This window comes from Pseudomonas sp. GX19020 (assembly GCF_023371075.1).
GTDB lineage: Bacteria > Pseudomonadota > Alphaproteobacteria > Rhodobacterales > Rhodobacteraceae > Pseudogemmobacter.
Genome location: NZ_JAMCCR010000001.1, coordinates 586,375 through 609,203 on the forward strand (window position 1 = coordinate 586,375; position 22,829 = coordinate 609,203).

General features: G+C 62.0%; 23 protein-coding genes. 12 read left to right on the top strand and 11 right to left on the bottom strand.

All coding sequences use genetic code 11. The features are described from left to right. Window positions 1-4: 4 nt before the first annotated feature. The 3 genes from betA to betI form a co-directional block, all read right to left on the bottom strand. A complete protein-coding gene (betA, locus tag M3484_RS02870; protein WP_249495671.1) occupies window positions 5-1,654 on the bottom strand; it encodes a choline dehydrogenase in 1,650 nt (549 codons plus the stop codon). A 115-nt stretch (window positions 1,655-1,769) separates the two neighbouring features. After that, the gene (gene betB, locus M3484_RS02875; protein WP_249495672.1) at window positions 1,770-3,224 is read right to left on the bottom strand and encodes a betaine-aldehyde dehydrogenase; all 1,455 of its coding nucleotides are present in this window, start codon (window positions 3,222-3,224) and stop codon (window positions 1,770-1,772) included. Beyond that, the gene (gene betI / locus M3484_RS02880) at window positions 3,221-3,808 is read right to left on the bottom strand and encodes a choline-binding transcriptional repressor BetI (RefSeq protein ID WP_092897302.1); all 588 of its coding nucleotides are present in this window, start codon (window positions 3,806-3,808) and stop codon (window positions 3,221-3,223) included. The genes betB and betI overlap by 4 nt, the downstream gene beginning before the upstream one ends. Window positions 3,809-3,951: 143 nt before the next feature. Here betI and choX point away from each other — a divergent pair, with 143 nt between their 5' ends. The 3 genes from choX (at window position 3,952) to choV (ending at window position 6,947) form a co-directional block, all read left to right on the top strand. After that, on the top strand, window positions 3,952-4,881 hold the full coding sequence (gene choX, locus M3484_RS02885; protein WP_249495673.1) for a choline ABC transporter substrate-binding protein: 930 nt from the start codon (window positions 3,952-3,954) through the stop codon (window positions 4,879-4,881). Between the two features lie 171 nt (window positions 4,882-5,052). Further along, on the top strand, window positions 5,053-5,919 hold the full coding sequence (gene choW, locus M3484_RS02890) for a choline ABC transporter permease subunit (protein ID WP_283258272.1): 867 nt from the start codon (window positions 5,053-5,055) through the stop codon (window positions 5,917-5,919). Further along, window positions 5,916-6,947, top strand: coding sequence for a choline ABC transporter ATP-binding protein (gene choV / locus M3484_RS02895; protein ID WP_249495674.1), 1,032 nt, complete (start codon window positions 5,916-5,918; stop codon window positions 6,945-6,947). Before choW ends, choV begins: the two co-directional genes overlap by 4 nt. A 200-nt stretch (window positions 6,948-7,147) precedes the next feature. On the opposite strand, the gene phoB is transcribed toward choV, so the two are convergent. From phoB to M3484_RS02930, 7 genes are all read right to left on the bottom strand, one after another. Further along, window positions 7,148-7,840, bottom strand: a complete 693-nt coding sequence (gene phoB, locus M3484_RS02900; protein ID WP_092897294.1) for a phosphate regulon transcriptional regulator PhoB — start codon at window positions 7,838-7,840, stop codon at window positions 7,148-7,150. 27 nt (window positions 7,841-7,867) lie between these two features. After that, on the bottom strand, window positions 7,868-8,569 hold the full coding sequence (phoU, locus tag M3484_RS02905) for a phosphate signaling complex protein PhoU (RefSeq protein WP_092897292.1): 702 nt from the start codon (window positions 8,567-8,569) through the stop codon (window positions 7,868-7,870). Between the two features lie 14 nt (window positions 8,570-8,583). After that, complete coding sequence (gene pstB, locus M3484_RS02910) at window positions 8,584-9,387, bottom strand: phosphate ABC transporter ATP-binding protein PstB (protein ID WP_502942418.1); 804 nt, start codon at window positions 9,385-9,387, stop codon at window positions 8,584-8,586. Window positions 9,388-9,411: 24 nt separating this feature from the next. Next, complete coding sequence (gene pstA / locus M3484_RS02915) at window positions 9,412-10,806, bottom strand: phosphate ABC transporter permease PstA (protein ID WP_249495676.1); 1,395 nt, start codon at window positions 10,804-10,806, stop codon at window positions 9,412-9,414. Beyond that, the gene (gene pstC / locus M3484_RS02920) at window positions 10,803-12,260 is read right to left on the bottom strand and encodes a phosphate ABC transporter permease subunit PstC (protein WP_092897288.1); all 1,458 of its coding nucleotides are present in this window, start codon (window positions 12,258-12,260) and stop codon (window positions 10,803-10,805) included. Before pstC ends, pstA begins: the two co-directional genes overlap by 4 nt. 299 nt (window positions 12,261-12,559) lie before the next feature. After that, a complete protein-coding gene (locus tag M3484_RS02925; RefSeq protein ID WP_249495677.1) occupies window positions 12,560-13,498 on the bottom strand; it encodes a ribokinase in 939 nt (312 codons plus the stop codon). Window positions 13,499-13,519: 21 nt separating this feature from the next. After that, complete coding sequence (locus M3484_RS02930) at window positions 13,520-13,972, bottom strand: RbsD/FucU family protein (RefSeq protein WP_249495678.1); 453 nt, start codon at window positions 13,970-13,972, stop codon at window positions 13,520-13,522. A gap of 93 nt (window positions 13,973-14,065) precedes the next feature. Here M3484_RS02930 and M3484_RS02935 point away from each other — a divergent pair, with 93 nt between their 5' ends. Then, the gene (locus M3484_RS02935; protein WP_249495679.1) at window positions 14,066-14,557 is read left to right on the top strand and encodes a GNAT family N-acetyltransferase; all 492 of its coding nucleotides are present in this window, start codon (window positions 14,066-14,068) and stop codon (window positions 14,555-14,557) included. Window positions 14,558-14,614: 57 nt separating this feature from the next. On the opposite strand, the gene tpa is transcribed toward M3484_RS02935, so the two are convergent. Beyond that, window positions 14,615-15,994 carry a hypotaurine--pyruvate aminotransferase Tpa gene (gene tpa, locus M3484_RS02940; protein WP_092897282.1) on the bottom strand — a complete coding sequence of 460 codons (1,380 nt, stop codon included), beginning with the start codon at window positions 15,992-15,994 and terminating at the stop codon, window positions 14,615-14,617. A gap of 239 nt (window positions 15,995-16,233) precedes the next feature. Between tpa and M3484_RS02945 the strand changes: the two genes are divergently transcribed. The 8 genes from M3484_RS02945 (at window position 16,234) to M3484_RS02980 (ending at window position 22,722) form a co-directional block, all read left to right on the top strand. Further along, complete coding sequence (locus M3484_RS02945; RefSeq protein WP_249495680.1) at window positions 16,234-16,653, top strand: STAS domain-containing protein; 420 nt, start codon at window positions 16,234-16,236, stop codon at window positions 16,651-16,653. After that, window positions 16,650-17,051, top strand: a complete 402-nt coding sequence (locus M3484_RS02950; RefSeq protein ID WP_092897278.1) for a response regulator — start codon at window positions 16,650-16,652, stop codon at window positions 17,049-17,051. Before M3484_RS02945 ends, M3484_RS02950 begins: the two co-directional genes overlap by 4 nt. 8 nt (window positions 17,052-17,059) lie before the next feature. Continuing rightward, on the top strand, window positions 17,060-19,501 hold the full coding sequence (locus tag M3484_RS02955; RefSeq protein WP_249495681.1) for a chemotaxis protein CheA: 2,442 nt from the start codon (window positions 17,060-17,062) through the stop codon (window positions 19,499-19,501). After that, window positions 19,488-19,952: a chemotaxis protein CheW gene (locus M3484_RS02960; RefSeq protein ID WP_249495682.1), complete on the top strand. Its 465-nt coding sequence runs from the start codon at window positions 19,488-19,490 to the stop codon at window positions 19,950-19,952. The genes M3484_RS02955 and M3484_RS02960 overlap by 14 nt, the downstream gene beginning before the upstream one ends. Beyond that, entirely contained in the window at window positions 19,949-20,824 is an 876-nt protein-coding gene (locus M3484_RS02965; protein WP_249495683.1) for a CheR family methyltransferase, read from the top strand. Before M3484_RS02960 ends, M3484_RS02965 begins: the two co-directional genes overlap by 4 nt. Before the next feature lie 4 nt (window positions 20,825-20,828). Next, window positions 20,829-21,215 (top strand): response regulator, encoded by a 387-nt coding sequence (locus M3484_RS02970; protein WP_092897272.1) that lies wholly within the window; start codon window positions 20,829-20,831, stop codon window positions 21,213-21,215. Beyond that, entirely contained in the window at window positions 21,212-21,589 is a 378-nt protein-coding gene (locus M3484_RS02975) for a hypothetical protein (protein WP_092897270.1), read from the top strand. Before M3484_RS02970 ends, M3484_RS02975 begins: the two co-directional genes overlap by 4 nt. 128 nt (window positions 21,590-21,717) lie before the next feature. Next, window positions 21,718-22,722 carry a CheB methylesterase domain-containing protein gene (locus M3484_RS02980; RefSeq protein ID WP_249495684.1) on the top strand — a complete coding sequence of 335 codons (1,005 nt, stop codon included), beginning with the start codon at window positions 21,718-21,720 and terminating at the stop codon, window positions 22,720-22,722. Window positions 22,723-22,829 lie beyond the last annotated feature (107 nt).

The following is a 22,829-nucleotide window of genomic DNA, read 5'->3' on the forward strand; positions in this document are numbered from 1 at the left end:
AAATTCAGCGTTGGCTGGTCGCCCAGGCGGGATTTATCCAGGGCTCGTTGTTCAGCGCCGGCAAGGGCTGGCGTCCCAGGATATGATCGGCGGCCTTTTCGCCGGTCATGATCGAGGGGCCATTGAGATTGCCATTGGTCACCTGCGGGAAGATCGAGCTGTCGGCAAGGCGCAGCCCTTCGACCCCGATCACCCGGCATTCCGGGTCTACCACCGCCATCGGGTCATCGCGCCGCCCCATGCGCGCAGTACCGCAGGGGTGATAGGCACTTTCAGCATGTTCGCGGATAAAGGCGTCGATCTCGGCATCGGTGCCGACAGCCGGGCCCGGCTGGATCTCGGATTTCACATATTGCGCCATGGGATCCTGCGCGAAAATCTCACGCGTGAGCCGCACACAGGCGCGGAAATCGACCCAGTCATCGGGATCCGACATATAGTTGAAGCGGATCACCGGCGCGTCTTCGGGACGGGACGAACGCAGCGTCACCGAGCCGCGCGACTTCGACCGCATCGGCCCGACATGTACCTGGAAGCCATGGCCGCCCGCCGCCGCCTTGCCATCGTAGCGCACGGCAATCGGCAGAAAATGGTACTGAATATCAGGATATTCGACGCCTGCGCGCGATCGGATAAAGCCGCAGGCCTCGAACTGGTTCGATGTTCCCGGGCCGCGCCCGAGGAACAGCCAGTTCGCACCAACCCAGGCCTTCCCGAATAAATTCCAGTATTTATAAAGCGTGATCGGCTGCGTCGCCTGGAATTGCATATAGATCTCCATATGGTCCTGGAGATTCGCGCCGACGCCCGGGCGGTCAGCCAGAACTTCGATCCCGTGTTCTTTCAGATGTGCCGCCGGTCCGATCCCGGACAGCATCAGGAGCTTTGGCGAATTGAGCGATGAGGCGGCGAGGATCACTTCCGAACCCGCGCGGATCACCTGACGCCCGGCCTTTGTATCGACCTCGACCCCGACCGCGCGGCCATTCTCGATCACCACCTTACGGGCAAGGCCGCGGATAACCTGAAGATTTCCGGTCTTCAGCGCCGGTTTCAGATAGGCATTGGCCGCCGACCAGCGCCGGCCTTTCCAGATCGTCGCCTCCATCGGGCCAAAGCCCTCCTGCTGGCGGCCGTTGTAATCCTGTGTCACCGGATAGCCGGCGGCCGCCCCCGCCTCGATAAAGGCGTCAAACAGCGGGTTGTCACGTGGCCCCCGGGTGATGTGCAGCGGGCCATCCGTGCCGCGCCATTCCGGCCCCTCGCCGCCATGGGAATGTTCCATCCGTTTAAAATAGGGGAGAACATCGGCATAGGACCAGCCATCCGCCCCCATCCTGGCCCAGGTGTCGTAATCCTTCGCATGACCGCGCACATAGACCATGCCATTGATCGAGGAAGACCCGCCGATCACCTTGCCGCGCGGTGTGGCAAGCACCCGGCCGCCAAGATGCGGCTCGGGTTCGGATTTCAGACCCCAGTCGTATATGCCCATATTCATCGGGTAAGAGAGCGCACCCGGCATCTGGATGAACGGCCCGAAATCCGATCCGCCATGTTCGATCACCGTCACACGCTTGCCGGCTTCGGTCAGCCGATACGCCATGGCGCATCCCGCCGAACCCGCACCGACGATGACATAATCAGCAACCATCTTCTTCCCTCCGGCCAGACAAGCCGTCTCCGCCTGCCGGAACGGGGTCCGACAGCCGGGCCAGGCGCCCTCTGTTTCATCGTTTCCGGGATCTGCGACCCGGCGCTTGTTCCGCTCAGTAAGGCGCGTCGACCGGGCCCAGACCCAGATAGACCGACTTTACCTGAGAGTAATGTTCGACAGCCGCATGGCCGTTTTCACGCCCGACACCCGACAGTTTCGACCCGCCAAAGGGCGCCTCTACCGGCGTCAGGTTATAGGCGTTGATCCAGCAGGTGCCGGCCTCAAGCTCTGCGATCACGCGATGCGCGCGGGCGATATCCCTGGTAAAGACCCCTGCCGCGAGACCGAATTCGGTCGCATTGGCGCGGGCGATCACCTCGTCCTCGGTCTCGAAATCAAGAACCGCCATCACCGGGCCGAAGACCTCTTCGCGCGCGATCTCCATCTGATCAGTGACATCGGCAAAAACCGTGGGCTCGACAAACCAGCCGTCATTCGAGGCCCCGCGCCCACCGCCGGTGACCAGCCGCGCACCCTCGGATTTTGCCCGCGAGATAAAGCCCGTGACCTTTTCCAGCTGCGCCTGCGAGACCAGCGGCCCCATCTGCACCGCCTCATCCAGCGGATCTCCCATCCGGATCTGCCGGGAACGCTCGGCCAGACGCGCGAGGAAGCGGTCTTTCAGCCCCTTTTGCACGAAGACCCGGGTGCCATTGGAACAGACCTGACCCGCCGAATAGAAATTCGCGAGCATCGCCGCGCCGACCGCATCCTCAAGGCTCGCGTCGTCAAAAATGATCAGGGGCGATTTGCCGCCAAGCTCCATCGTGACGTGACGCAGCCCTTCGGCGGCTTTGGCATAGACCTTTTGCCCGGTCGGAACCGAGCCGGTCAGCGAGACCTTGGCCACGCGGCTGTCAGAGATCAGGCTGGCGCCGACCGCGCCCCTGCCCTGCAGAACGTTGAAAAGCCCCGCCGGAAGACCTGCCTCAATGAAGATTTCCGCCAGTTTCAGCGCGCCAAGCGGCGTGACTTCCGAAGGTTTGAACACCATCGCATTGCCCATCGCCAGCGCCGGGGCCGATTTCCAGCAGGCGATCTGGCTGGGGTAGTTCCAGGCGCCGATGCCGACGCAAACGCCCAGAGGTTCGCGGATTGTATAGACCATATCCTGACCCAGCGGGATCGTCTCGCCGGTCACTGTGGGCGCGAGGCCCGCGAAATATTCCAGCGCATCGGCGCCTGATGGCCAGTCTGCGACCCGTGTCTCCTGGATCGGTTTGCCAGTATCGAGGGTTTCAAGCTGCGCGAGCTCCTCGCCGCGTTCGCGGATGATCGCGGCAGCGCGCGACAGCACCCGGGCGCGTTCGACCGGGCGCATGCGGCGCCATTCCTTCTGTGCCTGCACCGCAGATGCCACCGCCTGATCCACCAGTGCCGGCGTTGCCTCATGGAGCCGCGCGATCACCTCGCCGGTGCCGGGAAAGAGAACGGTGATCTCCGCCCCCGCACTGTCCTCGACATAAACGCCGCCGATAAAATGGCTCGCCTTCGGTTGCGCCTTCATGCCTTGTCTTTCCTTCCAAGTTCCGCATCCAGATAGGCCAGCGCCATCCGCGCCGCCCCTGCCCCGTCCGGCGTGCCCTTTTTCAGGACCTCGCGCAGATAGAGCCCGTCAATCATCGCACCAAGCGCCTCGGCCAGTTCCCCGGCCCGGCTGCCTGCCAGCCCGCGCAGGGGCGCCAGCAGATTCGACCTGAGCCGTCCCTGATAAATCGCCAGCAAACGCCGTGCGCCTTCAGATGTCTGGGCCAGAACCCAGAAATTCAGCCAGGCCCCGACCACCTCGCGCCGGAAGTTCCCGGGGCTGAAAGAGGCGCGCAAAATCGCCCTGACCCGCGCCTCGTCGCCCTCGGCCACCGCCAGCGCACCGCGCACCTCGGCGCCGTAAAGCGAAAGGATATGGCGCATCGCGGCCAGAAAGATTTCTTCTTTGGAACCAAAGTAATGATGCGCCAGCGCCGAAGACATGCCAGCCCGCTTTGCGATCTGACTGACCGTCACATCGAGCGAGCCGGTGCGCCCGATCTCGACAATGGTGGCTTTGATCAGCGCATCCTTTCGGATAGGCTCCATTCCAAGCTTCGGCATCGCCCATATCCAACAAAACTCTTGCCATATGGGAAAAGCATGAAGTTTATTGACTCGTCAATCAACAATAACTTTTAAATGACATCACCAGACAGACCGGCCGAGAGACTGGCCGCACAATGTCCAACAGACCGGGAGCCGAAATGACCCTGCGTTCCATCTTCCTCGCCAGTGCCGCAACCCTCACCCTTTCCGGCGCCGCCCAGGCGGCAGGCTGCGACAAGATCGTTTTCTCGGATGTCGGCTGGACCGATATCACCGCCACCACCGCCGCCACGACCGAAGTGCTCAAAGCGCTCGGTTATGAGACCGAGGTCAAGATCCTCTCGGTCCCGGTCACCTATGCCGGTCTCGCCCAGGGCGATATCGATATCTTCCTCGGCAACTGGATGCCAACGATGGAGGGCGATATCGCCTCTTACCGCGAGGCGGGCACGGTCGACACCGTGCGCACCAACCTGACCGGCGCGAAATACACCCTTGCGACCAATGAGGCCGGAGCGGCTGCAGGGATCTCGGATTTCTCGAATATCAAAGACCAGGCCGATGCGCTGGAAAGCAAGATCTACGGCATCGAGGCCGGCAATGACGGCAACCGCCTGATCCTCGACATGATCGGCGCTGACCAGTTTGGCCTTGGCAAATTCGATATCGTCGAAAGCTCGGAACAGGGCATGCTGGCCCAGGTGGAACGCAACAGCGCGGCCAGTAAACCGATCGTCTTCCTCGCCTGGGAGCCGCATCCGATGAACTCGAATTTCAAACTGACCTATCTTTCGGGCGGTGATGATGTCTTTGGCCCGGATTTCGGCGGTGCCATCGTGAACACCAATACCCGCAAGGGCTATGTCGCTGAATGCCCCAATACCGGCAAGTTCCTCGAAAACCTGGAATTCTCGCTGGCGATGGAAAATGAGATCATGGGGGCGATCCTCAATGACAGCACCGATCCGAATGAGGCGGCGAAAGCCTGGCTTAAAGCCAATCCCGACGCCTGGAAGCCCTGGCTTGCCGGTGTGACCACCAAAGACGGCGGCGACGCAGTGGCGGCGGTCGAAGCCGGCCTGAACTGATGCAGGCAGGGTCCGGGCCACGCGCCCGGCCCCCGTCTGACCGGCCCCGTTTTGCACCGGTAAACCCGGCCGGGGCCGCCCCTGACACCGCAGCCGGAGAGGGTCGCCTCAGGCGCAGCGCGCCGCCGCCGCCCGCTCCGTTTGCCCGGTTTCCTTCCTGGACAGGCAGCAATGGACTCATTCTTCGCCTCGGTTCTCGCCTTTTTCGGCTATGACAAGATCGCAAAAATCCCCATCGGCGCCATGGCGAAGACAGTGGTGGACTGGCTCAAGCTGAATCTCAGCTGGCTGTTCGACGCCATCAGTGACGCGCTGAGCTGGCTGATCAACAGCACGCTTGATGTGCTGCAATATCCGCATCCTTTGGTGGTGGTGGCGATCTTCATGGCGCTGACCTGGTGGCGGCAAAGATCCTGGCAGCTTTGCCTGCTGGTCCTCTTTGGCTTTTTGTTCATCCTGAACCAGGGATATTGGAAGGAAACCACGCAAACCCTTGTTTTGCTGTTTTATTCCTGCATCACCTGCATGGCTGTCGGCGTTCCCATCGGCATTGCCTGCGCCCATCGCCCAAAGCTCTATGCCGCGCTTTCGCCGGTGCTTGACCTGATGCAGACATTGCCGACCTTCGTCTATCTGATCCCTGCGGTCGTGTTCTTCGGCCTTGGCATGGTGCCCGGGCTTCTGGCCACGGTCGTCTTCGTGCTGCCGGCCCCGATCAGGCTGACCTATCTTGGCGTGTCCTCGACCCCCCTCGCCCTGACCGAAGCGGCCACCGCCTTCGGCGCGACACCGCGCCAGAAGCTGCTCAAGGTCGAACTGCCCTGGGCTTTGCCGCAGATCATGGTGGGGCTCAACCAGACCATCATGCTGTCTTTGTCGATGGTGGTGATCGCGGCCATGGTCGGCGCAAATGGGCTTGGCATTCCGGTGGTGCGCGCCTTGCAACAGGGCAATACCGCGCTCGGCTTTGAATCGGGGCTGATCATTGTGGTGGTCGCCGTCATGCTGGACCGTATGCTGCGGGTGAGACGCAAATGACCAGAAAAGCTGTAGAATTCGACCGCGTCTCTATCGTGTTCGGCGACCGGCCGGACCGCGCCCTGCCGCTGATGGACGAAGGGCTGTCGCGGGCCGAGATCCAGGCCCGCACCGGCCAGGTGCTGGGCGTGCATGACTGCAGCCTGAGCGTCGCAGAGGGCGAGATCCTCGTGCTGATGGGCCTCTCGGGGTCGGGCAAATCAACGTTGCTCCGGGGCGTCAATGCGCTCAATCCGGTGGTGCGCGGCGAGGTCAGGGTCCATGATGGCAGTCAGATGGTCTCGGTCACCAGAGCCAGCGCCGAAGAACTGCGCGGGTTGCGTGCCAACCGCATCGCCATGGTCTTCCAGCAATTCGGTCTGCTGCCCTGGCGCACCGTGCGCGACAATGTGGGCCTCGGCCTCGAACTTGCCGGGATCAGCCCGTCGGAACGCCGCGACCGCGTCGACACTCAGCTGAAGCTTGTGAACCTCAGCCAATGGGCCGACCGCAAGGTCGGAGAGCTTTCGGGCGGTATGCAGCAGCGTGTCGGCCTTGCGCGCGCCTTTGTCACCGAAGCGCCGATCCTTCTGATGGACGAGCCCTTCTCGGCCCTCGACCCGCTGATCCGCGCCCATCTTCAGGACGAGCTCCTCGACCTTCAGGCAAGGCTGAAACGCACCATCATCTTCGTCAGCCATGACCTTGATGAGGCCTTCAAACTCGGCAACCGCATCGCTTTGATGGAGGGCGGACGCATCGTGCAATGCGGCACCGCACGCGAGATCATCGCGAACCCGGTCTCGGATTACGTCGCCGACTTCGTGGCCCATATGAACCCGCTCGGCGTTCTCACCGCGCGCGATGTGATGGAGGCGGGCACCGCCCTCCCCGCCGGTCGCGAAATCCATCCCGAAATGCCGGTTCGCGAGGTGATGGAGGCGATCACCTCCGGCACCGAAACCCTCGCCGTCATTGAGAATGGCGCGCGCCTCGGCACGATCCGCGCCAATGCGCTCCTTGGGAAACTGCTGAACCCGCGCGCCTGATCCCAGGCCATACACGCCCCGTTCCCCCTGACCCAACACCTCCCGCCGGAGGCAACCGCTGAAAGCCGCAGATTTTAGTTCCCGGGTCAGGGACCAGAGCGAGAACAAAGGGCCCGCCGATCCCCCGGCGGGCCCTTTATCATTTCCCCGCGACTGTAACACGCCCGCCGGAGGCAGAGCGCCCCGAAGAGGCACCCCCTTTACCCAAGCGCATAGCCCGCGCCGCGCACCGTTCTGACCGGATCATCGCCGCCGAACTGCATCAGCGATTTGCGCAGACGCCCGACATGAACATCCACCGTCCGCGTATCGACATAGATGTCACGGCCCCAGACCCGGTCCAGAAGCTGCTCGCGCGACCAGACCCGCCCCGGTTTTTCCATCAGCGTGGTCAGCAGACGGAATTCGGTCGGCCCGAGCTTCAGCACCTTGTCCGAGCGGTAGACACGATGCGTCTCGGGATCGAGCCGGATATCGCCATATTCCAGCACCACACCGGCGGTCGAGGGCCTGACCCGGCGCAGCTGCGCGCGGGTACGGGCCATCAGTTCGAGAACCGAATAAGGCTTGATGACATAATCATCCGCCCCGGTTTCAAGGCCCCGGATCCGGTCCACCTCTTCGGCGCGGGCCGAGAGCATGATGATCGGGGTCGACCGGGTCTCGGGCCGCATTTTAAGCCGCCGGCACACTTCGATGCCGGAAAGCTTGGGCATCATCCAGTCAAGGATGATGATATCGGGCGCCTCTTCCTCGACAAGGATCAGGGCATCCTCGCCATTATCCGCCGGAACCACCCGGAATCCTTCGGCGTCGAGGTTATAGGCGAGGACCTCCCGCTGCGCGGGCTCGTCCTCGACCAGAAGCACGGTCGGTCTGCCGTCCTGTGCCATATGCTACTCCTTCACATTCCGTCCAGGTCAGACCGTCTCGGAAACGGCATCATGTTTCGGACGGTCATCAGAGGGCAGCTCGCCCTCGACCAGATAAATCACCTGCTCAGCGATGCCCGTGGCGTGATCGCCAACGCGCTCGATGTTTTTCGCAATGAAATGCAGATGCATACAGGCGGTGATGGTGCGCGGATCTTCCAGCATATAGGTCAGCAGCTGGCGGAAGAGACCGGAATACATCTGGTCGATTTCCTGATCACGGGCGCGGATCTCGCGGGCCCGCACCGCATCGCGCGCGATATAGGCGTCCAGCGCATCCGACATCTGCTGGACCACAAGTTTCGCCATCCGCCGCACGGTACCGGTGGCGGTGCCCACAGGCGCCATACCCATCAGAACGAGGCTGCGTTTCGCGAGGTTCTTCGCGTAATCGCCCGAGCGTTCCAGCGCGGTCGAAAGCCGCATCACCGTCAGGACGGTGCGCAGATCCGAGGCCGCCGGTGAGCGCTGTGCGATGATCCGGGCACATTCGGTCTGGATCAGCTCTTCCAGCCCATCGATTGCGCGGTCGCCCTGGCGCACCTTTTCCGCCAGCGCCTCGTCGCGCAGTTCCAGCGCTTCGGCCGCATCGAGAAGCGCCTTCTCAACCAGGCCACCCATCTTCATCACCTGGGCCTGGACACCTTCCAGATCGCGGTCAAAGGAAGAAACAATGTGACTGTCTTGCATGGTCTCTTCTCCCCTCAGCCGATGCGGCCGGTGATATAGGATTCAGTGCGCGGATCTTTCGGATTGGTGAAGATCTGCGAGGTTTCGCCATATTCCACCAGGTTGCCGAGGTGGAAGAAAGCGGTTTTCTGGCTGACACGGGCGGCCTGCTGCATCGAATGGGTCACGATCACCACCGAGAAATTCGAACGCAGCTCGTCGATCAGCTCCTCGACCTGTGCGGTCGCAATCGGGTCAAGCGCCGAACAGGGTTCATCCATCAACAGAACCTCCGGCGAGGTCGCCACGGCGCGCGCGATGCACAGACGCTGCTGCTGACCACCCGAAAGGCCGGTACCGGGCGCATGGAGGCGGTCCTTGACCTCATTCCACAAAGCGGCCTTCCGGAGGCTCGATTCCACAACCCCGTCAAGTTCCGCCTTGGAACGGGTCAGACCATGGATGCGCGGGCCGTAGGCCACATTGTCATAGATCGACTTCGGGAAGGGGTTCGGCTTCTGGAACACCATGCCGACCTTGGCGCGCAGCTGCACCGGGTCGACCCGCTTGTCGTAGATATTTTCGCCATCAAGCAGGATCTCACCCTGGACCTTACAGATCGGGATCGTGTCATTCATCCGGTTCAGCGTGCGCAGGAAGGTCGATTTTCCGCAGCCCGACGGCCCGATAAACGCGGTGACAGCCTTATCGGGGATATCGACCGAGACATCTTTGATGGCCTGGCTCTCGCCATAATAGACCTGGACAGTGCTGGCCTTGATCCGGATGCCGTTGGTCTCAACGGTGCGATCAGCAATACGCATATCATTCATGTTCATTACTCGCTTTCGCCTGTTCGCTGCTTACCAGCGGCGCTCGAACTTGCGGCGCAGGAAGATGGCCGTCAGGTTCATGATGAGAAGGAAGACCAGCAGGACGATGATGGCACCGTTCGACCGTTCGATAAAGGCCGGGTCCGAGCGCGAGGCCCAGGAATAGACCTGCACCGGCAGCGCAGTCGCGGGATCCGAAAAGCCACCATCCCAGGGCGCCGACGGATAGTTGGCGACGAAGGCCACCATGCCGATCAGCAGCAGGGGTGCGGTTTCGCCAAGCGCCGAGGCAAGGCCCAGAATGGTGCCGGTCAGGATGCCCGGCATCGCGAGCGGCAGCACATGGTGGAACACGGTCTGCATCTTTGAGGCGCCGATCCCAAGCGCCGCGTCACGGATCGAGGGCGGCACCGCGCGGATCGCCGAACGGGTCGCAATGATGATCGTCGGCAGGGTCTGCAGGCTGAGCACCAGGGCCCCCACAAGCGAGGCCGACATCTTCAGCGCCTCGACGCCCATCTGGCCGCCCATGACGTTGATGAAGATCGCAAGACCCAGGATCCCATAAACGATCGAGGGCACGGCTGCGAGGTTCGCGATATTCACCTCGATCAGATCGGTCCAGCGGTTCTTCGGCGCGAATTCCTCAAGATAGATCGAGGCCGCCACACCGACCGGCACACACATGATCAGCACGAGAAACATCATGTAAGCCGAGCCGAGGATCGCGACACCCAGACCGGCGGTCTCTGGACGGGTGTCCGAGCTGTCGGTATTGGTGATGAAATCCCAGTTCCAGACCGTAGCCAGCATCCCGGCCTCTTTCATCCGGTCTGCGATATCGAGCTGCCCGAGGGTCACATTCGAGTCGCGCTCTGCGCTTTCCCGGGTGACGCGGCCTTTCATATAGCCGTCGATCCGGCCGCCGAGCACGATGCTCGCATCAATGGTCTGGCCCACCAGCGCGGGATTGGCGAGCACATCGGCCCGCAGCTCCCCCGCCGCCCCTTTCGAGATCATGTCGGTGATTTCCTTTTGCGGAACATCATCGGTCTTGATCCCATTGGCTGCGAGCGCTGCCAGGAAGGCCTCATTGACGACCTTGTTATAGGTCATCGTGGTCTGTTTCGTCAGGTCATCGCGGTTGCGATTGCCGGCAGGGTCGATGACTTCGGCCGAAAGCGTGATCGGGAAGGTCGCCTTGGTCTGAAAGAAGGCCGAGGTACCGTCGCGGAAGATGGTGAAGAGCATCAGGGCAAGGACGGCGAGGCTGAACAGGATCGCCGAGAGGCCGAGTATCTTGAAGATGCTTTCGGTGCGGTTCCTTGCCTTCATCCGCGCCGACTGGCCGATGATCGAGACCTTCGGCTTGCCCGGCGCCGAAGCCGGGCCGCCGAGAGGGCCATTTGCGGAAATTTCGCTCATTCGTATTGCTCCCGGTATTTCCGCACAATCCAGACGGCCATCACATTCAGCAAAAGCGTGATGACAAAGAGCGTCATGCCCAGTGCGAAAGCCACAAGGGTTTCAGGGCTGTTGAAATCGGTATCCCCGGTCAGCTGACCGACGATTTTCACCGTCATTGTGGTCATGGCCTCAAAGGGGTTCAGGCTGAGCTTGGCCGCAGCCCCTGCCCCCATCACCACGATCATCGTCTCACCGATGGCGCGGGAGGCGCCCATCAGGATCGCACCGGCAATCCCCGGAAGGGCGGCGGGCAGCACGACCTGGCGGATGGTCTCGGATTTGGTCGAACCTAGGCCGAAGGCCCCGTCGCGCAGGCTCTGCGGCACTGCATTGATGATGTCATCCGACAGAGACGAGATGAACGGGATGTTCAGCAGACCGATCACGATACCGGCGGTCATCACCGAGGCCGCCGAATTCCCCAGCCCCATCGGTGCCGAGAAGAAGTCGCGCAGGAAGGGCCCGACCGTGATCAGGGCGAAAAGACCATAGACCACCGTCGGGATGCCGGCGATCACCTCAATCATCGGCTTGACCCAGGCCCGGGTGCGCCTCGAGGCATATTCCGCCAGATAGATCGCGGCGAAAAGACCCAGCGGCACCGCGACGAGAAGCGCGATGATGGTGATATAGATCGTGCCCCAGAAGAGCGGGATGAAGCCAAGATCCGAACCACCGCCGAATTTCGGGTTCCAGGTCAGACCGAAGAAGAAATCCCCGATCGGATACTGGCTGAAGAAGTTGAAGCTCTCGGACAGAAGCGACCAGATGATGCCGACCGTGGTCAGGATCGCGATCAGCGAGGCCAGCATCAAAAGCCAGAGCACGACCTTTTCAACGCGGTTCCGCGCCCAGAAATCCGGCGCGGTCAGCTTCAGCGCCCAGGCCAGTGCGGCCACGGCGATCAGAAGGATCACAACCGCACGCACCACCGAAGCCGAGGCGACCGACTCGCGATACTGGATCGCAGCCGCCAGAACCTCGGGCGATACGGGGGCAGCCAGCGCCACACCCACCGTGCCGAAAAAGGCGCGCAGATCTTCGGACGCATTAAGGGCCCGGATCCCGGCCTCATCAAGCGCCCCAGCCGAAACCGCGCCATCCAGACCACCTGCGATCTTGCGCACATCCGACATGGCCAGCGTGGCAGCGGTCGTATCCTGCGCCATGGCTGCCGGCAGATGCGTCAGCGCGGCGCTCTCAATGAAAAATGGTTGTATCAGCAACCAGGCGATCAACGCGATAAACGCGGGCACAAAGGCCATGATCGCGGCATGCCAGCCATAATAGGCGGGCAGAGAATGGAGTTTTTTCGTCTCACCCCCGGCCAGTGCCAGCGCGCGCTGGCGACCGAGGATGAAACCGGCGGCAGCGAGCACCGCGAGGATCATCAATAGAGGCAGGACCGTCATGACCACGTCCGTTCGGGTTACAGGAAGCCCTCATACGGGCAGTTCCCTTCTGCGGCCGTGATGCTTCGGTTTTGTAACCCCAGTGTGACAGTTTCGCAAAAACTTGACCGGACGGAGGATATCGCCACCAGAGCCACAGCGCCGTTTCCCAATGCGAAACCTCAGAAAGGGGGCGCTGCCCCCCACGCGCATTCGCGCTCCCCCCGGGATATTTAAGAGACAGATGAAAAGGGGCATCTTTTTCATCTGTCTTTAAATATCCCCGCCGGAGGCTCCCGAAAGCAGCAAAAGGGCGGATGTCAGTCTTTTGCCAGCAGCGCGTCAATTTCATCGCGCCCGGCCATGGCAGAGGCGGCCCCTGCACGGATGACGCTGAGACCCGCTGTTGCATTGCCGAATCGCAACGCAGTTTCGATCTCCATCCCTTCGGAAAGCGCGACCGCGAAGCCTCCGTTAAAGGCATCACCCGCGCCTGTTGTCTCAACCACCGGGCCAGCGCTGACGACCGGGATATGCAGCTGTGTCTCACGGTCACGATAGAGAACACCATTCGCGCCGAGCGTCACCACCACCGCGCCAACCCCGCGCGCGAGGAGCGCATCCGCCGCAGAAACGGCGGAGGCGATATCAGTGACCGGAATGCCGGTCAGCAGCTCGGCCTCGGATTCGTTTGGCGTCAGATAATCGCAAAGCGCCAGCAGCGCGTCATCAAGCTCTGCCGCCGGGGCCGGGTTGAGGATAGTGGTCACGCCCGCTTCGCGCGCGAGGCGCAGCCCGGTCCGCGCCGCCTCGATCGGTTGTTCGAGCTGCGTGATGAAAACGCCCGCGCCCCGGATCAGATCTGCCCGGGCCTCGAGATCCCCGGGCGTGATCCGCCCTCCTGCCCCGGCGGCCACGATGATCGCATTATTGCCGGTCGCCGCCTCGATGAAGATGAAGGCCGAGCCGGTATGGCTTGTTGCATCTTCGGTGACTTCAGGAATCACACCGGCGTCGGACCAGACCGTGCGCGCCATTTTCGCGAAATCATCCCGGCCGAGTCGGGTGATGATATGGGCACCGCCGCCCGGCCCTGCGGCTTTTGCCGCCGCCACAGCCTGGTTCGACCCTTTGCCGCCCGGCTCCAGCTTGAAATCCTCGCCCATGATCGTCTCGCCGATCTTGGGCTGACGGCTGGCGCGATAGACCGCATCGGCATTGAAAATGCCAAGCACCACCACAGGTTTGACTGCACTCATCATCAGCTCCGGTCTTGAAGGTCACGCCTCGGGCGCGATGACGCCCTTGCGCAACATGAAACAGCCGTAGAACCGGCGCTCTCCGGTGACCACCACCGCATAGGCCTGTTTCGCGAGATCGTAAAAGGCGAAACGGTCGATCCCCGGCAGCGGGCGGGCGCGACCTTCGGCACGGTCGATCTCGGCCTGGACCTCTGCCTGCACCTCGGGGCGGGCATCGGCGTCGCCGACAACCTCCATCCGGCCCGCGAAATCCGGCACGAAATCATCGAGCGGCAGTACCGAGAGGATCGCATTCGCCGCCTCGGCCGCCGTCAGGTTCTCCATCAGCAGGGGCCGGCCCAGCACGGTCTCTTTCGCCACCGAATGGGCGGGGAAATTGGTGTCGACGAGGATCAGCATATCGCCATGTCCCATCGCGCGTAGTGTGCCCAGCACATCGGCATTCAGCCGGTGGTCAATTCCCTTGAGCATCCATATTCTCCCTGAACCTGCGGCGAAGATATGTCGCCGGGTCGGCGGCGTCCAGAACCCCGCTCGGCCAGAACCCCGCCCGGGAGGATACAGATGCAGATCCGCGATGAGAGACGTGAGGACGAGGATCTCATCTCCGCCCTGATCACCACAGCCTTTCTGGAGGCGCCGCACAGGGATGGCAATGAGGCCTGTCTGGTCAGCGGTCTGCGCGCGGCGCAGGCACTGTTGCTGTCGCTGGTCGCCGAAAAAGACGGCCAGCTGATCGGCCATATCGCGGCCTCACCCTGCAGGATAGGGGGGCAAAGCGGGTATGCGCTGATTGCACCCGTCTCTGTTTTGCCTTCCCGCCAGGGTCAGGGCATGGGTTCCGCCCTGATGCAGGCAGCGCTGCAACGGCTGGAGGCGGCGCGGTCTCCCGGCGCGGCGCTGGTCGGTGATCCGCACTATTATCAGCGCTTTGGTTTTGCGGCGCGCGCGGGCCTCGGCTGCGCCGGGATCCCGTCAGATTATGTGCTCTCACGCGGGCTGACCGGAGCGGCACCGGTGGGAGAGCTGGATCTCCACCCGGTTTTCAGCGGTTGAAACGCAAAAAGGGCCGCGAGGTTTCCACCGCGGCCCCTGATGTCACCTGAAACGGGATCAGCCGAAAACGCGGGTCAGGGCGACGTCGATGGCCCCGGTGATCTCGTCGATATTGTCCGGCGTCGCGATCAGCGCCGGTGCAAGGCAGAGCGTGTTGTTGAAGCCCGGCAGTGAGCGGTTCGTCACCCCGATGATCACCCCCTGCGCGCCGCATTCCGCCACAACCTGGGCCGCGAGCTTTTCGGCCACCGGCTCTTTGGTGCCGCGATCCGCCACCAGCTCGGCGCCAAGGAACAGGCCTTTGCCGCGCACATCGCCGATCACCTTGTGCTTTTCCATCAGCGCCTGGAGATTCGCGAGGCAGCGATCGCCCATGGCGACCGTATTGCCGATCAGATCCTCGTCCTCGATGATCCGCATGTTTTCCAGCGCCGCTGCCGGGCCGGAGGTGCAGCCGCCAAAGGTCGAAATGTCGCGGAAATAGCTCAGCGGATCCGAGGCATCATCCTTGAACATTTCGAACACGCGCTCGGTGGTCACGGTGCAGGAGATCGCCGCATAGCCCGAGGCAAGGCCCTTCGCCATGGTCACGAAATCGGGCTTGATGCCGTAATGCTGATAGCCGAACCAGGCACCGGCGCGGCCCATACCGCAGACGACCTCGTCGATATGCAGCAGGATATTGTATTTCGTGCAAATCTCCTGCACGCGTTCCCAATAACCTTTCGGGGGCACGATCACGCCGCCGCCTGCGGTCACCGGTTCCAGAACGATGGCACCGACCGTGTCCGGGCCTTCGCGCAGGATCACTTCCTCAATGGCGTCAGCGGCGCGCTCGCCGTAATTCTCGACATCCCACTGCTTGCGGTATTCCAGACAATGCGGCACCCGCACGAATCCGTCGGGGAACGGCCCGTATTGGCTGGACCGCTCGTCCTGGCCGCCACTCGCCAAGGCGGCGATGGTGGTGCCGTGATAGTCGCGGTCACGGTAGAGGATCTTCCATTTCTTGCCGCCGTGATGACGCGCTGAAATCTGGCGCACCATCTTATAGACCTTCTCATTCGCCTCGGAGCCCGAGTTCGAATAATATACCCGGGTCAGGCCCGGCATTTTGGTGATCAGCTTTTCGGCAAACAGCGCGCCCGGGACCGTGCCCGCCGCACCGGCGAAATAGTTCATTTTGATCAGCTGGTCACGCACGGCATTGGCGATGGACTCGCGGCCATAGCCGACATTCACCGTCCAGACACCGCCCGAAACCGCGTCGATATATTCCTTGCCTTTGGCATCCCAGACCCGGATGCCCTTGCCCTCGACGATCACGCGCGGGTCAGCGGTTTCAAACGCCTTATGCTGCGCCAGATGGTGCCAGACATGGGCGCGGTCGGCTTCGACCACGCGCCCCATATCGTTCATGCCCTGAATGCCTTCCATGGCTCTGCCTTTCCCTGCGAGATCGCCTTCGCCGCGAGTATCGCGGAAATCGCGCTGCGTCATTAGGGCCAGACGCAAAATGGCCCTAAGACCAGAAGCCCGATTGCCGGCGGATGCATAAAATCTGCGAAAGATCGACGAATTTTCAGGCAGCTGACCGGGCCGGAACAACCTTTCCTTAAGTTTCAGCGGTCTATCCATATCCGGATCAGAGGTGTTGCTAACAGGGGGCCATGGCCATGCCAGGTTCAGAGCTGCCAGTTTCGGGGCTGCCAGATTCGGGTATCGCGGATGCAGGCTCTCCGGATTCGGACCCGCCAGACCCGGATCGTCCGGCGTCAGACCTGGCGGGTTCAGAGACCCGCGCGCAATCTGCAAAGCTCGAACTGACGGAGCGGGCCGATCCGCTGGGCGATCCTGCAATTCTGGCTTTCCTGCGCCGCCATCAGCACCAGCCGGTCGAGGTCGATGCCAGCCGGCTCCGCCTCCCCAATGGGCCACTGATCGAAACACTACTTGTTGCGGCCAGAACCTGGCGCGCCAGGGGAATCGCGTTTTCCATAACCGGCCTCGCGCCCGGTCACATCGAACAACTGCGCTGGCTGGGTCTCGCGGCCCCTCTCGGCCTTGATCCCGGGGCGGAGGTGCTGCCGGTATGACCCTGCGTATCCTGGCAATTGATGATTCCCTGACCATCCGCACATTGCTCCGGCAGGCGGTCGAGAATGCCGGCTTCGCCTGTGCCACTGCGAATGATGGCAAAGACGGTGTCGATATGTTCAGCGAGGTCGATCCTGACGTTGTGATCACCGACATCAATATGCCCCGGCTCGACGGTTTCGGCGTGATCGAGGCCATTCGCACCGGCACACATAATACCCGCGTGCCGATTCTGGTGCTTTCCACCGAAAGCGGCGAGGCACTGAAAGCGCGTGCCCGGGCCGCAGGCGCCACCGGCTGGCTGGTAAAGCCTTTCGAGGATCTGCAACTGATCGCCATCTTGCGCCGTGTCACCGGTTATGCCGGCCCCGGCCATTCCGAACGGGAACAGGCCTGACCATGTCAATGCAATCCATTCGTGACACGTTTTTCGAAGAATGCGAGGATCTGCTTGAGGCGCTGGCCGAAGGTCTCGCCAGGATGGAGACCGGCGAGGCCGACAGTGAATGTCTCAATGCCGTCTTCCGCGCCGTTCATTCGATCAAAGGCGGGGCCGGTGCCTTCGCGCTCTCGGATCTGGTCGCCTTTGCCCATCGGTTCGAGACGGTCCTTGATGAAATCCGTTCGGACCGGCTCGATCTGAGCGATGAGGTAATGCATATATTGTTGCGTTCGGCAGATCATCTCGCCGATCAGGTCGAGGCCGCGCGCGAAGAACGCAGCATCGATGCAGAGGTCACAGCCGCGTTTCTTGTCAATCTTGGCACCTGCCTCGGTGATGCCGGTTTCGCGCAGCCGGCCGCCGATGAAGATTTCGGCTTCAGTGCCATCACGCTGGATTTCGGCGCAAGTCCCGGTCTGCCCGCCCTTGACCTTCCGGACCAGGAATTCCCAATCCCGGATCTGTCCCTCCCCGATCCTCTGATGTCTGGCTCCGGGGTGAGGGCGGCGCCTGCGCCCGCCGGTCTCCCCCCCGACAAGACCATCAGCGCTCCCCGCCACCGGATCCGCTTCATTCCCTGGCCGCAGCTTTACAGCAATGGCCATGATCCGCTGGTATTGATCACAAGCCTCGCAGCCCCCGGCGAGCTCGAGATCAGACCGGATCTCTCCTCCTTGCCGGAACTGGCTGAGTTCGACCCGGCAAAGCCTTGTCTTGCATGGGATATTCTGGTTGCAAGCCATCTGCCCCAAGCGGCAGTCGAGGCCCATTTCGAATTCGTGCGTGGCCTGTGTGAGCTTTCCGTCGCGGCGGAAATCACGCCTGCGAGCGGGATCGAAGACCCGGCTGTCGCGCTCCCCTCGCCTGCGCCTCTGACAGAGCCTCTGAGGGAGCCTCTGACATTTCAGACGCGCGCCCCCGAACCAGAGCAGGTCGCCCTCTCCCCCTCAGCCGGCCCTGCACCGGATGCGGAGATCGGGACCTCCGCACCTCCGCCAGATAAAGACACGGCGAGAGAAACAATTGGCGAAGGCGCCAGCGCCCTTCTCCGGCGCCGTCTTCCGAAAAGCGAGGATGATGCCGAAGGGCGTGGTCCAAAACCCACATTGCGTGTCGATCTGGAGCGGGTGGACCGGCTGATCAACGCGGTAGGCGAGCTGATCATCAACCAGGCGATGATCGAACAGAGCGTGACCGACCTGTCCCTGCCCGCAGACACAGAAATCATCTCCCATACCGAGGATTACCGCCTGCTTGCGCGTGACCTGCAAGAGGCGGTGATGGCAATCCGTGCCCAGCCGGTGAAACCGCTCTTCCAGCGCATGTCCCGCATCGTGCGCGAGGCGGCCGAAGCAACCGGTAAAGCCGCGCATCTGGTCACCATTGGCGATGCGACCGAAGTCGACAAGACAGTGGTTGAGAGGCTGGCGGATCCGCTGACCCATATGATCCGCAATGCTGTTGATCACGGGCTCGAAAGTGCCGCAGCTCGTGCGGCGGCTGGCAAGGATCCTGAAGGCACTATTCGCCTCTCTGCCGCACACCGTTCCGGCAGCGTGATCATCACCATCAGCGACGATGGCGGCGGGCTGGACCGCAGTCGCATCCTCGCAAAAGCAATCTCACACGGCCTGGTGGCAGAGGGTGCCGAACTGACCGATGCAGAGATTGATAACCTCTTATTCCTGCCTGGTTTTTCTACGGCCGAGAAAATCTCGAATCTCTCCGGGCGGGGGGTTGGCCTTGACGTGGTGAAAAACGCTGTTGCAGCCCTTGGCGGTCGGATTGCGATCAGCTCGACCCTTGGCAGCGGCACCGAGTTTACCATTTCACTGCCCCTGACCCTTGCCGTGATGGATGGCATGGTCATTTCCGTAGCCGGCCAAACCATGGTCATTCCGATCGCATCGGTGATCGAAACCATCCGCCCGACTGCCGCCGATCTGCATCTCCTTGGAACCTCCGACCGATTGCTCTCCATCCGTGGCCGTTTCCTGCCGATGATCGATGTCGCCGAATGCCTTGGTTTCGGTCGACGGGATCCGGCTCAGGCCTCACTTGCCCTTCTGGTGGAAACCGATGCCCAGGCCCATTGCGCACTGATGGTGGATGCCGTGCTGGATCAACGGCAGGTGGTGATCAAGGGCCTCGATTCAAATTACGGCGCCATTCCCGGCGTCTCGGCGGCAACTGTGCTGGGCGACGGCCAGATCGCCCTGATCCTCGATACCGAAGCCCTGACCTCGAACATGTCCGGGCTGATCAATGGGCGCAACGGCGCAAACTATCTGCCGCCTGCGGCCGGCGCCACAGCGGACCCGGCCTCTCAGTCCTTCCATCCGCTGGCCGCGCGGGCCCAGGCCCTGCCCCAGCCCCAAACCGGAGGCCCCCATGCAATCCATTGATCCCGCGAGCCGCCTTGACGTCGAATTCGTCACCTTCTTCGCCGGCGCGCAGAGCTTCTCGCTCGATATCTCCCATGTCCGCGAGATCCGTCGCTGGAGCACGGTCACGCCCCTGCCCCATGCGCCGAAAGAGGTTCTTGGCGTGATGAACCTGCGCGGCTCGGTCATCCCGATCTATGATCTCTCCGCCCGGTTCGGCCTTGGCCCCACCCAGGACAATCCGCGCAATGTGGTCGTGGTCGCCACCATCGGCAATCAGACCGTCGGTCTCCTCGTCGAGGCGGTCTCAGAAATCCTCTCGGTCGCCAGAAACCAGATCCAGGAGACACCCGATATCCGCTCTGAAAGCACGCGCGCCTCCATCACCGGCATCATCCAGATGGAGGAAGGCATGACCCGGGTGATCGATCTCGAGGCGGTCATTCAATGCAAATCGAAACAGGCAGCATGACCCGGACCGCCCCCCGTCCCCTCATCCCCCCCGAACCCGAAATCAGCGATTTCAGCAATGCCGAATTTCGCCGGGTCGCCGATTATGCACAACGCGAATTCGGCCTCGTCTTACAGGAAAACAAAAAACAGGTCGTCCAGTCCCGGATCACCCGGCTGTTGCAGGAGTTTCAGTGCAGAGATATCGCCTCTTTCTGCTCAAGACTGGAATCGGGCGATTTCCAGGCCGAACGTGAGGCCTTCGTCACTGCGCTGACCACCAATGTGACCAGCTTCTTCCGTGAAGCGCATCACTTCGACATCTTCGCAGAAAACCTGCTGAAACCCAGCCTGTCCGGCCTCAGATCAGGCCAGAGGCTCCGGGTCTGGTCAGCCGGATGCTCTGCCGGCCAGGAACCATATTCGGTCGCGATGCGGATCCTTGATCTGCTGCCCGATGCGGCAAAGCTCAATATCCGCATTCTCGCCACCGATATTGACCCGGCCATTATCGCAAAGGCACGAGCTGCGGTCTATCCCGCAGAGGAAGCGCGCGGCATCCCGCCCGCCTTTCGCAAGAGTTTTATCACCACCCGGGCCGCAGGATGTTTCTCTCCGGATCCATGTGTCACCGGCCTGATCCGCTTTGCAGAGCTTAACCTTGTTGGAGACTGGCCGATGCGCGGGCCATTTGACGCGATCTTTTGCCGCAATGTGGCAATCTATTTCGACAAGCCAACCCAGGCCCGCCTCTGGAGCAGATTTGCAGCCTTGCTGCGCCCAGGCGGGCTGCTCTTCATCGGCCATTCCGAACGCATCTCAGGACCGGCCATGAACCACCTCGTCAGCGCAGGGATCACCACCTATCGCCGCAGCAAGGACATAAAAGGATAAACCAATGAGTTTGAAAGAAAACCTTCGCGTGATGGTTGTTGACGACATGTCCGTCAGCCGCGCTTTGATCTCGCAATCCCTCGAAGAAATCGGCATCAGACATTTCGCCACTGAATCCGACAGCGGCGCGGTCCTGGGCAAGCTCGCAACCAGCCCAGTGCATCTCGTCATATCCGACATGAATATGCCGGGGCTTTCCGGTCTCGATCTGCTCGCGGCCCTGCGCGGGAACACCGCGACGCAGAAGATCGGTTTCATTCTGATCACCGGAACCCCCTCTCCCGAGGTCCTTAAACGCGGCCAGGAGCTGGGCCTGAACAATCTGATCCGAAAACCGTTCACCGCTGCCACGGTAAAAACGGCAATCGAAAGGGTGGTGGGGCCGCTATGACGCAATCTGGATCTGCCTGTCCGAAGGTGCAGGCGCAATATGATCGCAATGGTCTCGCTGCACTGCTGACAGCGATATCCCGTGGGCTATGCGACAGCCGCGATATGCTATTGCGAGTCGAAAAGGCAATTCTCACCACCAATGGGAACGCGCCCGCCGGCATGCAAGATATCGACCGTATCGGGCAACGGCTCGACGATCTGCGACGGCTGCTTGAGGATCTCGCTGCTGCCAGTGACAATATTCCCCCACCGCTCCCGGCGCCCAAACTGGCCAGCCGCATCAGACTCGCCGAAATCCGCAGGATAATTCCGGGCCTTGCCACAGAAATGACCCGCCCTGAGCCGGCACCGGATGATCCGGTTCTGTTCTGAACTCTCACAACCAAGCGGATAAAATACGCCATGACCCGCCTGCCAGGATTGCACTTCTCCAGCACAGGCCACCGCATTTGCAGCCGGGTCAGCCCTGCCCCTGTCCTGTTCACAGAGGGAGGCCGCGCATGAAAAGGCAGAAAGTCATGATTGCCACGGCCCGTGCCATCAGCGGTGCAAGGCTGAGCCGGCGTATTGGCGAGCTGCCCGGCTATGAGATCTGCGGCCAGGTACAAGACCTTTCCTCCGCCTATATGCTCAGCGAGAGCAGTGAGCCAGCACTTGCACTGATCGGAAGCGACCTCACACGCTTGCCGGAATTCGAAGGTCTTTTGTCGCTGTTTCGCGTCGCACAAACCGCCTGGCTGGAAATTCCGGACAGCCTTACCGGCGAAATCCGCCAGAACGGCAGCGATCCCACGGCCTTGCCAGGCCTGGTCCAGTGGCTGGAAAGCGCCAAAAGACAATGCCCTGTTACTTCCCCTGTGTCCTCCCGCCCAAATGCAATTGCTGCACAAAACGAGGCCGGCGGTACATTTTTGGCCGACCGCATCATTCTGATCGGCGCCTCAACCGGCGGGATCGATGCCCTTTTGACGATTCTGTCGGCCTTTCCCGCGAATTGTCCGCCCTGTGCCATCGTCCAGCATACCGGCGCGGGTTTCTCAGACAGTCTCGTGCGCCTCTTTTCCCGTTGCTGCGCGGCGAAGGTTGTGCCCGCCGCGCCTGGACGGGCGCTGCTTCCCGGCACGGTTGTGATTGGCGCGGGCTGCCCTGGCCATCTGATCGTGAAACACGGCACGCCCCATATCTGCGACCTGGATTCAGGGCCACCGGTCTCGGGCCATACGCCCTCGGTGGATATCCTGTTTCAATCCGCGCTCAGCTTTGCGCCTTCGGTCACCGCGGCGCTCCTGACCGGCATGGGGCGTGACGGGGCGGCGGGGCTCCTTGATCTGCGCCGCGCCGGGGCCGTGACCTTCGCCCAGGATGAGGCAAGTTCCACGGTCTATGGTATGCCCCGCGCAGCGGTCGAAATCGGCGCCGCGATGGAGAGCCTGCCGCTGAACCGCATCGCCGGTCAACTGTTGGGCCATTGCCGCAAACGCCAGCCAATGCCCCTGGCGCGCTGACTGCAGGCATGAACACCCCTGATTGCCAGGAGGTCTCTGTCGGAAACCCATATGTAGCATAGTGGCTCAGCCGTTCCCGTTAGCCCTGTCAGTTCAGATCGATAGCA

What these genes read in the sequence shown, in the direction of transcription:
- phoB (WP_092897294.1), bottom strand. Translation starts at nt 7,840, where the DNA reads ATGGCACAGGACGGCAGACCGACCGTGCTTCTGGTCGAGGACGAGCCC.
- M3484_RS02970 (WP_092897272.1), top strand. Translation starts at nt 20,829, where the DNA reads ATGAGTTTGAAAGAAAACCTTCGCGTGATGGTTGTTGACGACATGTCC.
- tpa (WP_092897282.1), bottom strand. Translation starts at nt 15,994, where the DNA reads ATGGAAGGCATTCAGGGCATGAACGATATGGGGCGCGTGGTCGAAGCC.
- M3484_RS02925 (WP_249495677.1), bottom strand. Translation starts at nt 13,498, where the DNA reads ATGAGTGCAGTCAAACCTGTGGTGGTGCTTGGCATTTTCAATGCCGAT.
- pstB (WP_502942418.1), bottom strand. Translation starts at nt 9,387, where the DNA reads ATGAACATGAATGATATGCGTATTGCTGATCGCACCGTTGAGACCAAC.
- M3484_RS02975 (WP_092897270.1), top strand. Translation starts at nt 21,212, where the DNA reads ATGACGCAATCTGGATCTGCCTGTCCGAAGGTGCAGGCGCAATATGAT.
- M3484_RS02980 (WP_249495684.1), top strand. Translation starts at nt 21,718, where the DNA reads ATGAAAAGGCAGAAAGTCATGATTGCCACGGCCCGTGCCATCAGCGGT.
- M3484_RS02965 (WP_249495683.1), top strand. Translation starts at nt 19,949, where the DNA reads ATGACCCGGACCGCCCCCCGTCCCCTCATCCCCCCCGAACCCGAAATC.
- choW (WP_283258272.1), top strand. Translation starts at nt 5,053, where the DNA reads ATGGACTCATTCTTCGCCTCGGTTCTCGCCTTTTTCGGCTATGACAAG.
- M3484_RS02950 (WP_092897278.1), top strand. Translation starts at nt 16,650, where the DNA reads ATGACCCTGCGTATCCTGGCAATTGATGATTCCCTGACCATCCGCACA.
- betA (WP_249495671.1), bottom strand. Translation starts at nt 1,654, where the DNA reads ATGGTTGCTGATTATGTCATCGTCGGTGCGGGTTCGGCGGGATGCGCC.
- M3484_RS02945 (WP_249495680.1), top strand. Translation starts at nt 16,234, where the DNA reads ATGCCAGGTTCAGAGCTGCCAGTTTCGGGGCTGCCAGATTCGGGTATC.
- betB (WP_249495672.1), bottom strand. Translation starts at nt 3,224, where the DNA reads ATGAAGGCGCAACCGAAGGCGAGCCATTTTATCGGCGGCGTTTATGTC.
- M3484_RS02960 (WP_249495682.1), top strand. Translation starts at nt 19,488, where the DNA reads ATGCAATCCATTGATCCCGCGAGCCGCCTTGACGTCGAATTCGTCACC.
- M3484_RS02935 (WP_249495679.1), top strand. Translation starts at nt 14,066, where the DNA reads ATGCAGATCCGCGATGAGAGACGTGAGGACGAGGATCTCATCTCCGCC.
- phoU (WP_092897292.1), bottom strand. Translation starts at nt 8,569, where the DNA reads ATGCAAGACAGTCACATTGTTTCTTCCTTTGACCGCGATCTGGAAGGT.
- betI (WP_092897302.1), bottom strand. Translation starts at nt 3,808, where the DNA reads ATGCCGAAGCTTGGAATGGAGCCTATCCGAAAGGATGCGCTGATCAAA.
- choX (WP_249495673.1), top strand. Translation starts at nt 3,952, where the DNA reads ATGACCCTGCGTTCCATCTTCCTCGCCAGTGCCGCAACCCTCACCCTT.
- choV (WP_249495674.1), top strand. Translation starts at nt 5,916, where the DNA reads ATGACCAGAAAAGCTGTAGAATTCGACCGCGTCTCTATCGTGTTCGGC.
- pstA (WP_249495676.1), bottom strand. Translation starts at nt 10,806, where the DNA reads ATGAGCGAAATTTCCGCAAATGGCCCTCTCGGCGGCCCGGCTTCGGCG.
- M3484_RS02955 (WP_249495681.1), top strand. Translation starts at nt 17,060, where the DNA reads ATGCAATCCATTCGTGACACGTTTTTCGAAGAATGCGAGGATCTGCTT.
- M3484_RS02930 (WP_249495678.1), bottom strand. Translation starts at nt 13,972, where the DNA reads ATGCTCAAGGGAATTGACCACCGGCTGAATGCCGATGTGCTGGGCACA.
- pstC (WP_092897288.1), bottom strand. Translation starts at nt 12,260, where the DNA reads ATGACGGTCCTGCCTCTATTGATGATCCTCGCGGTGCTCGCTGCCGCC.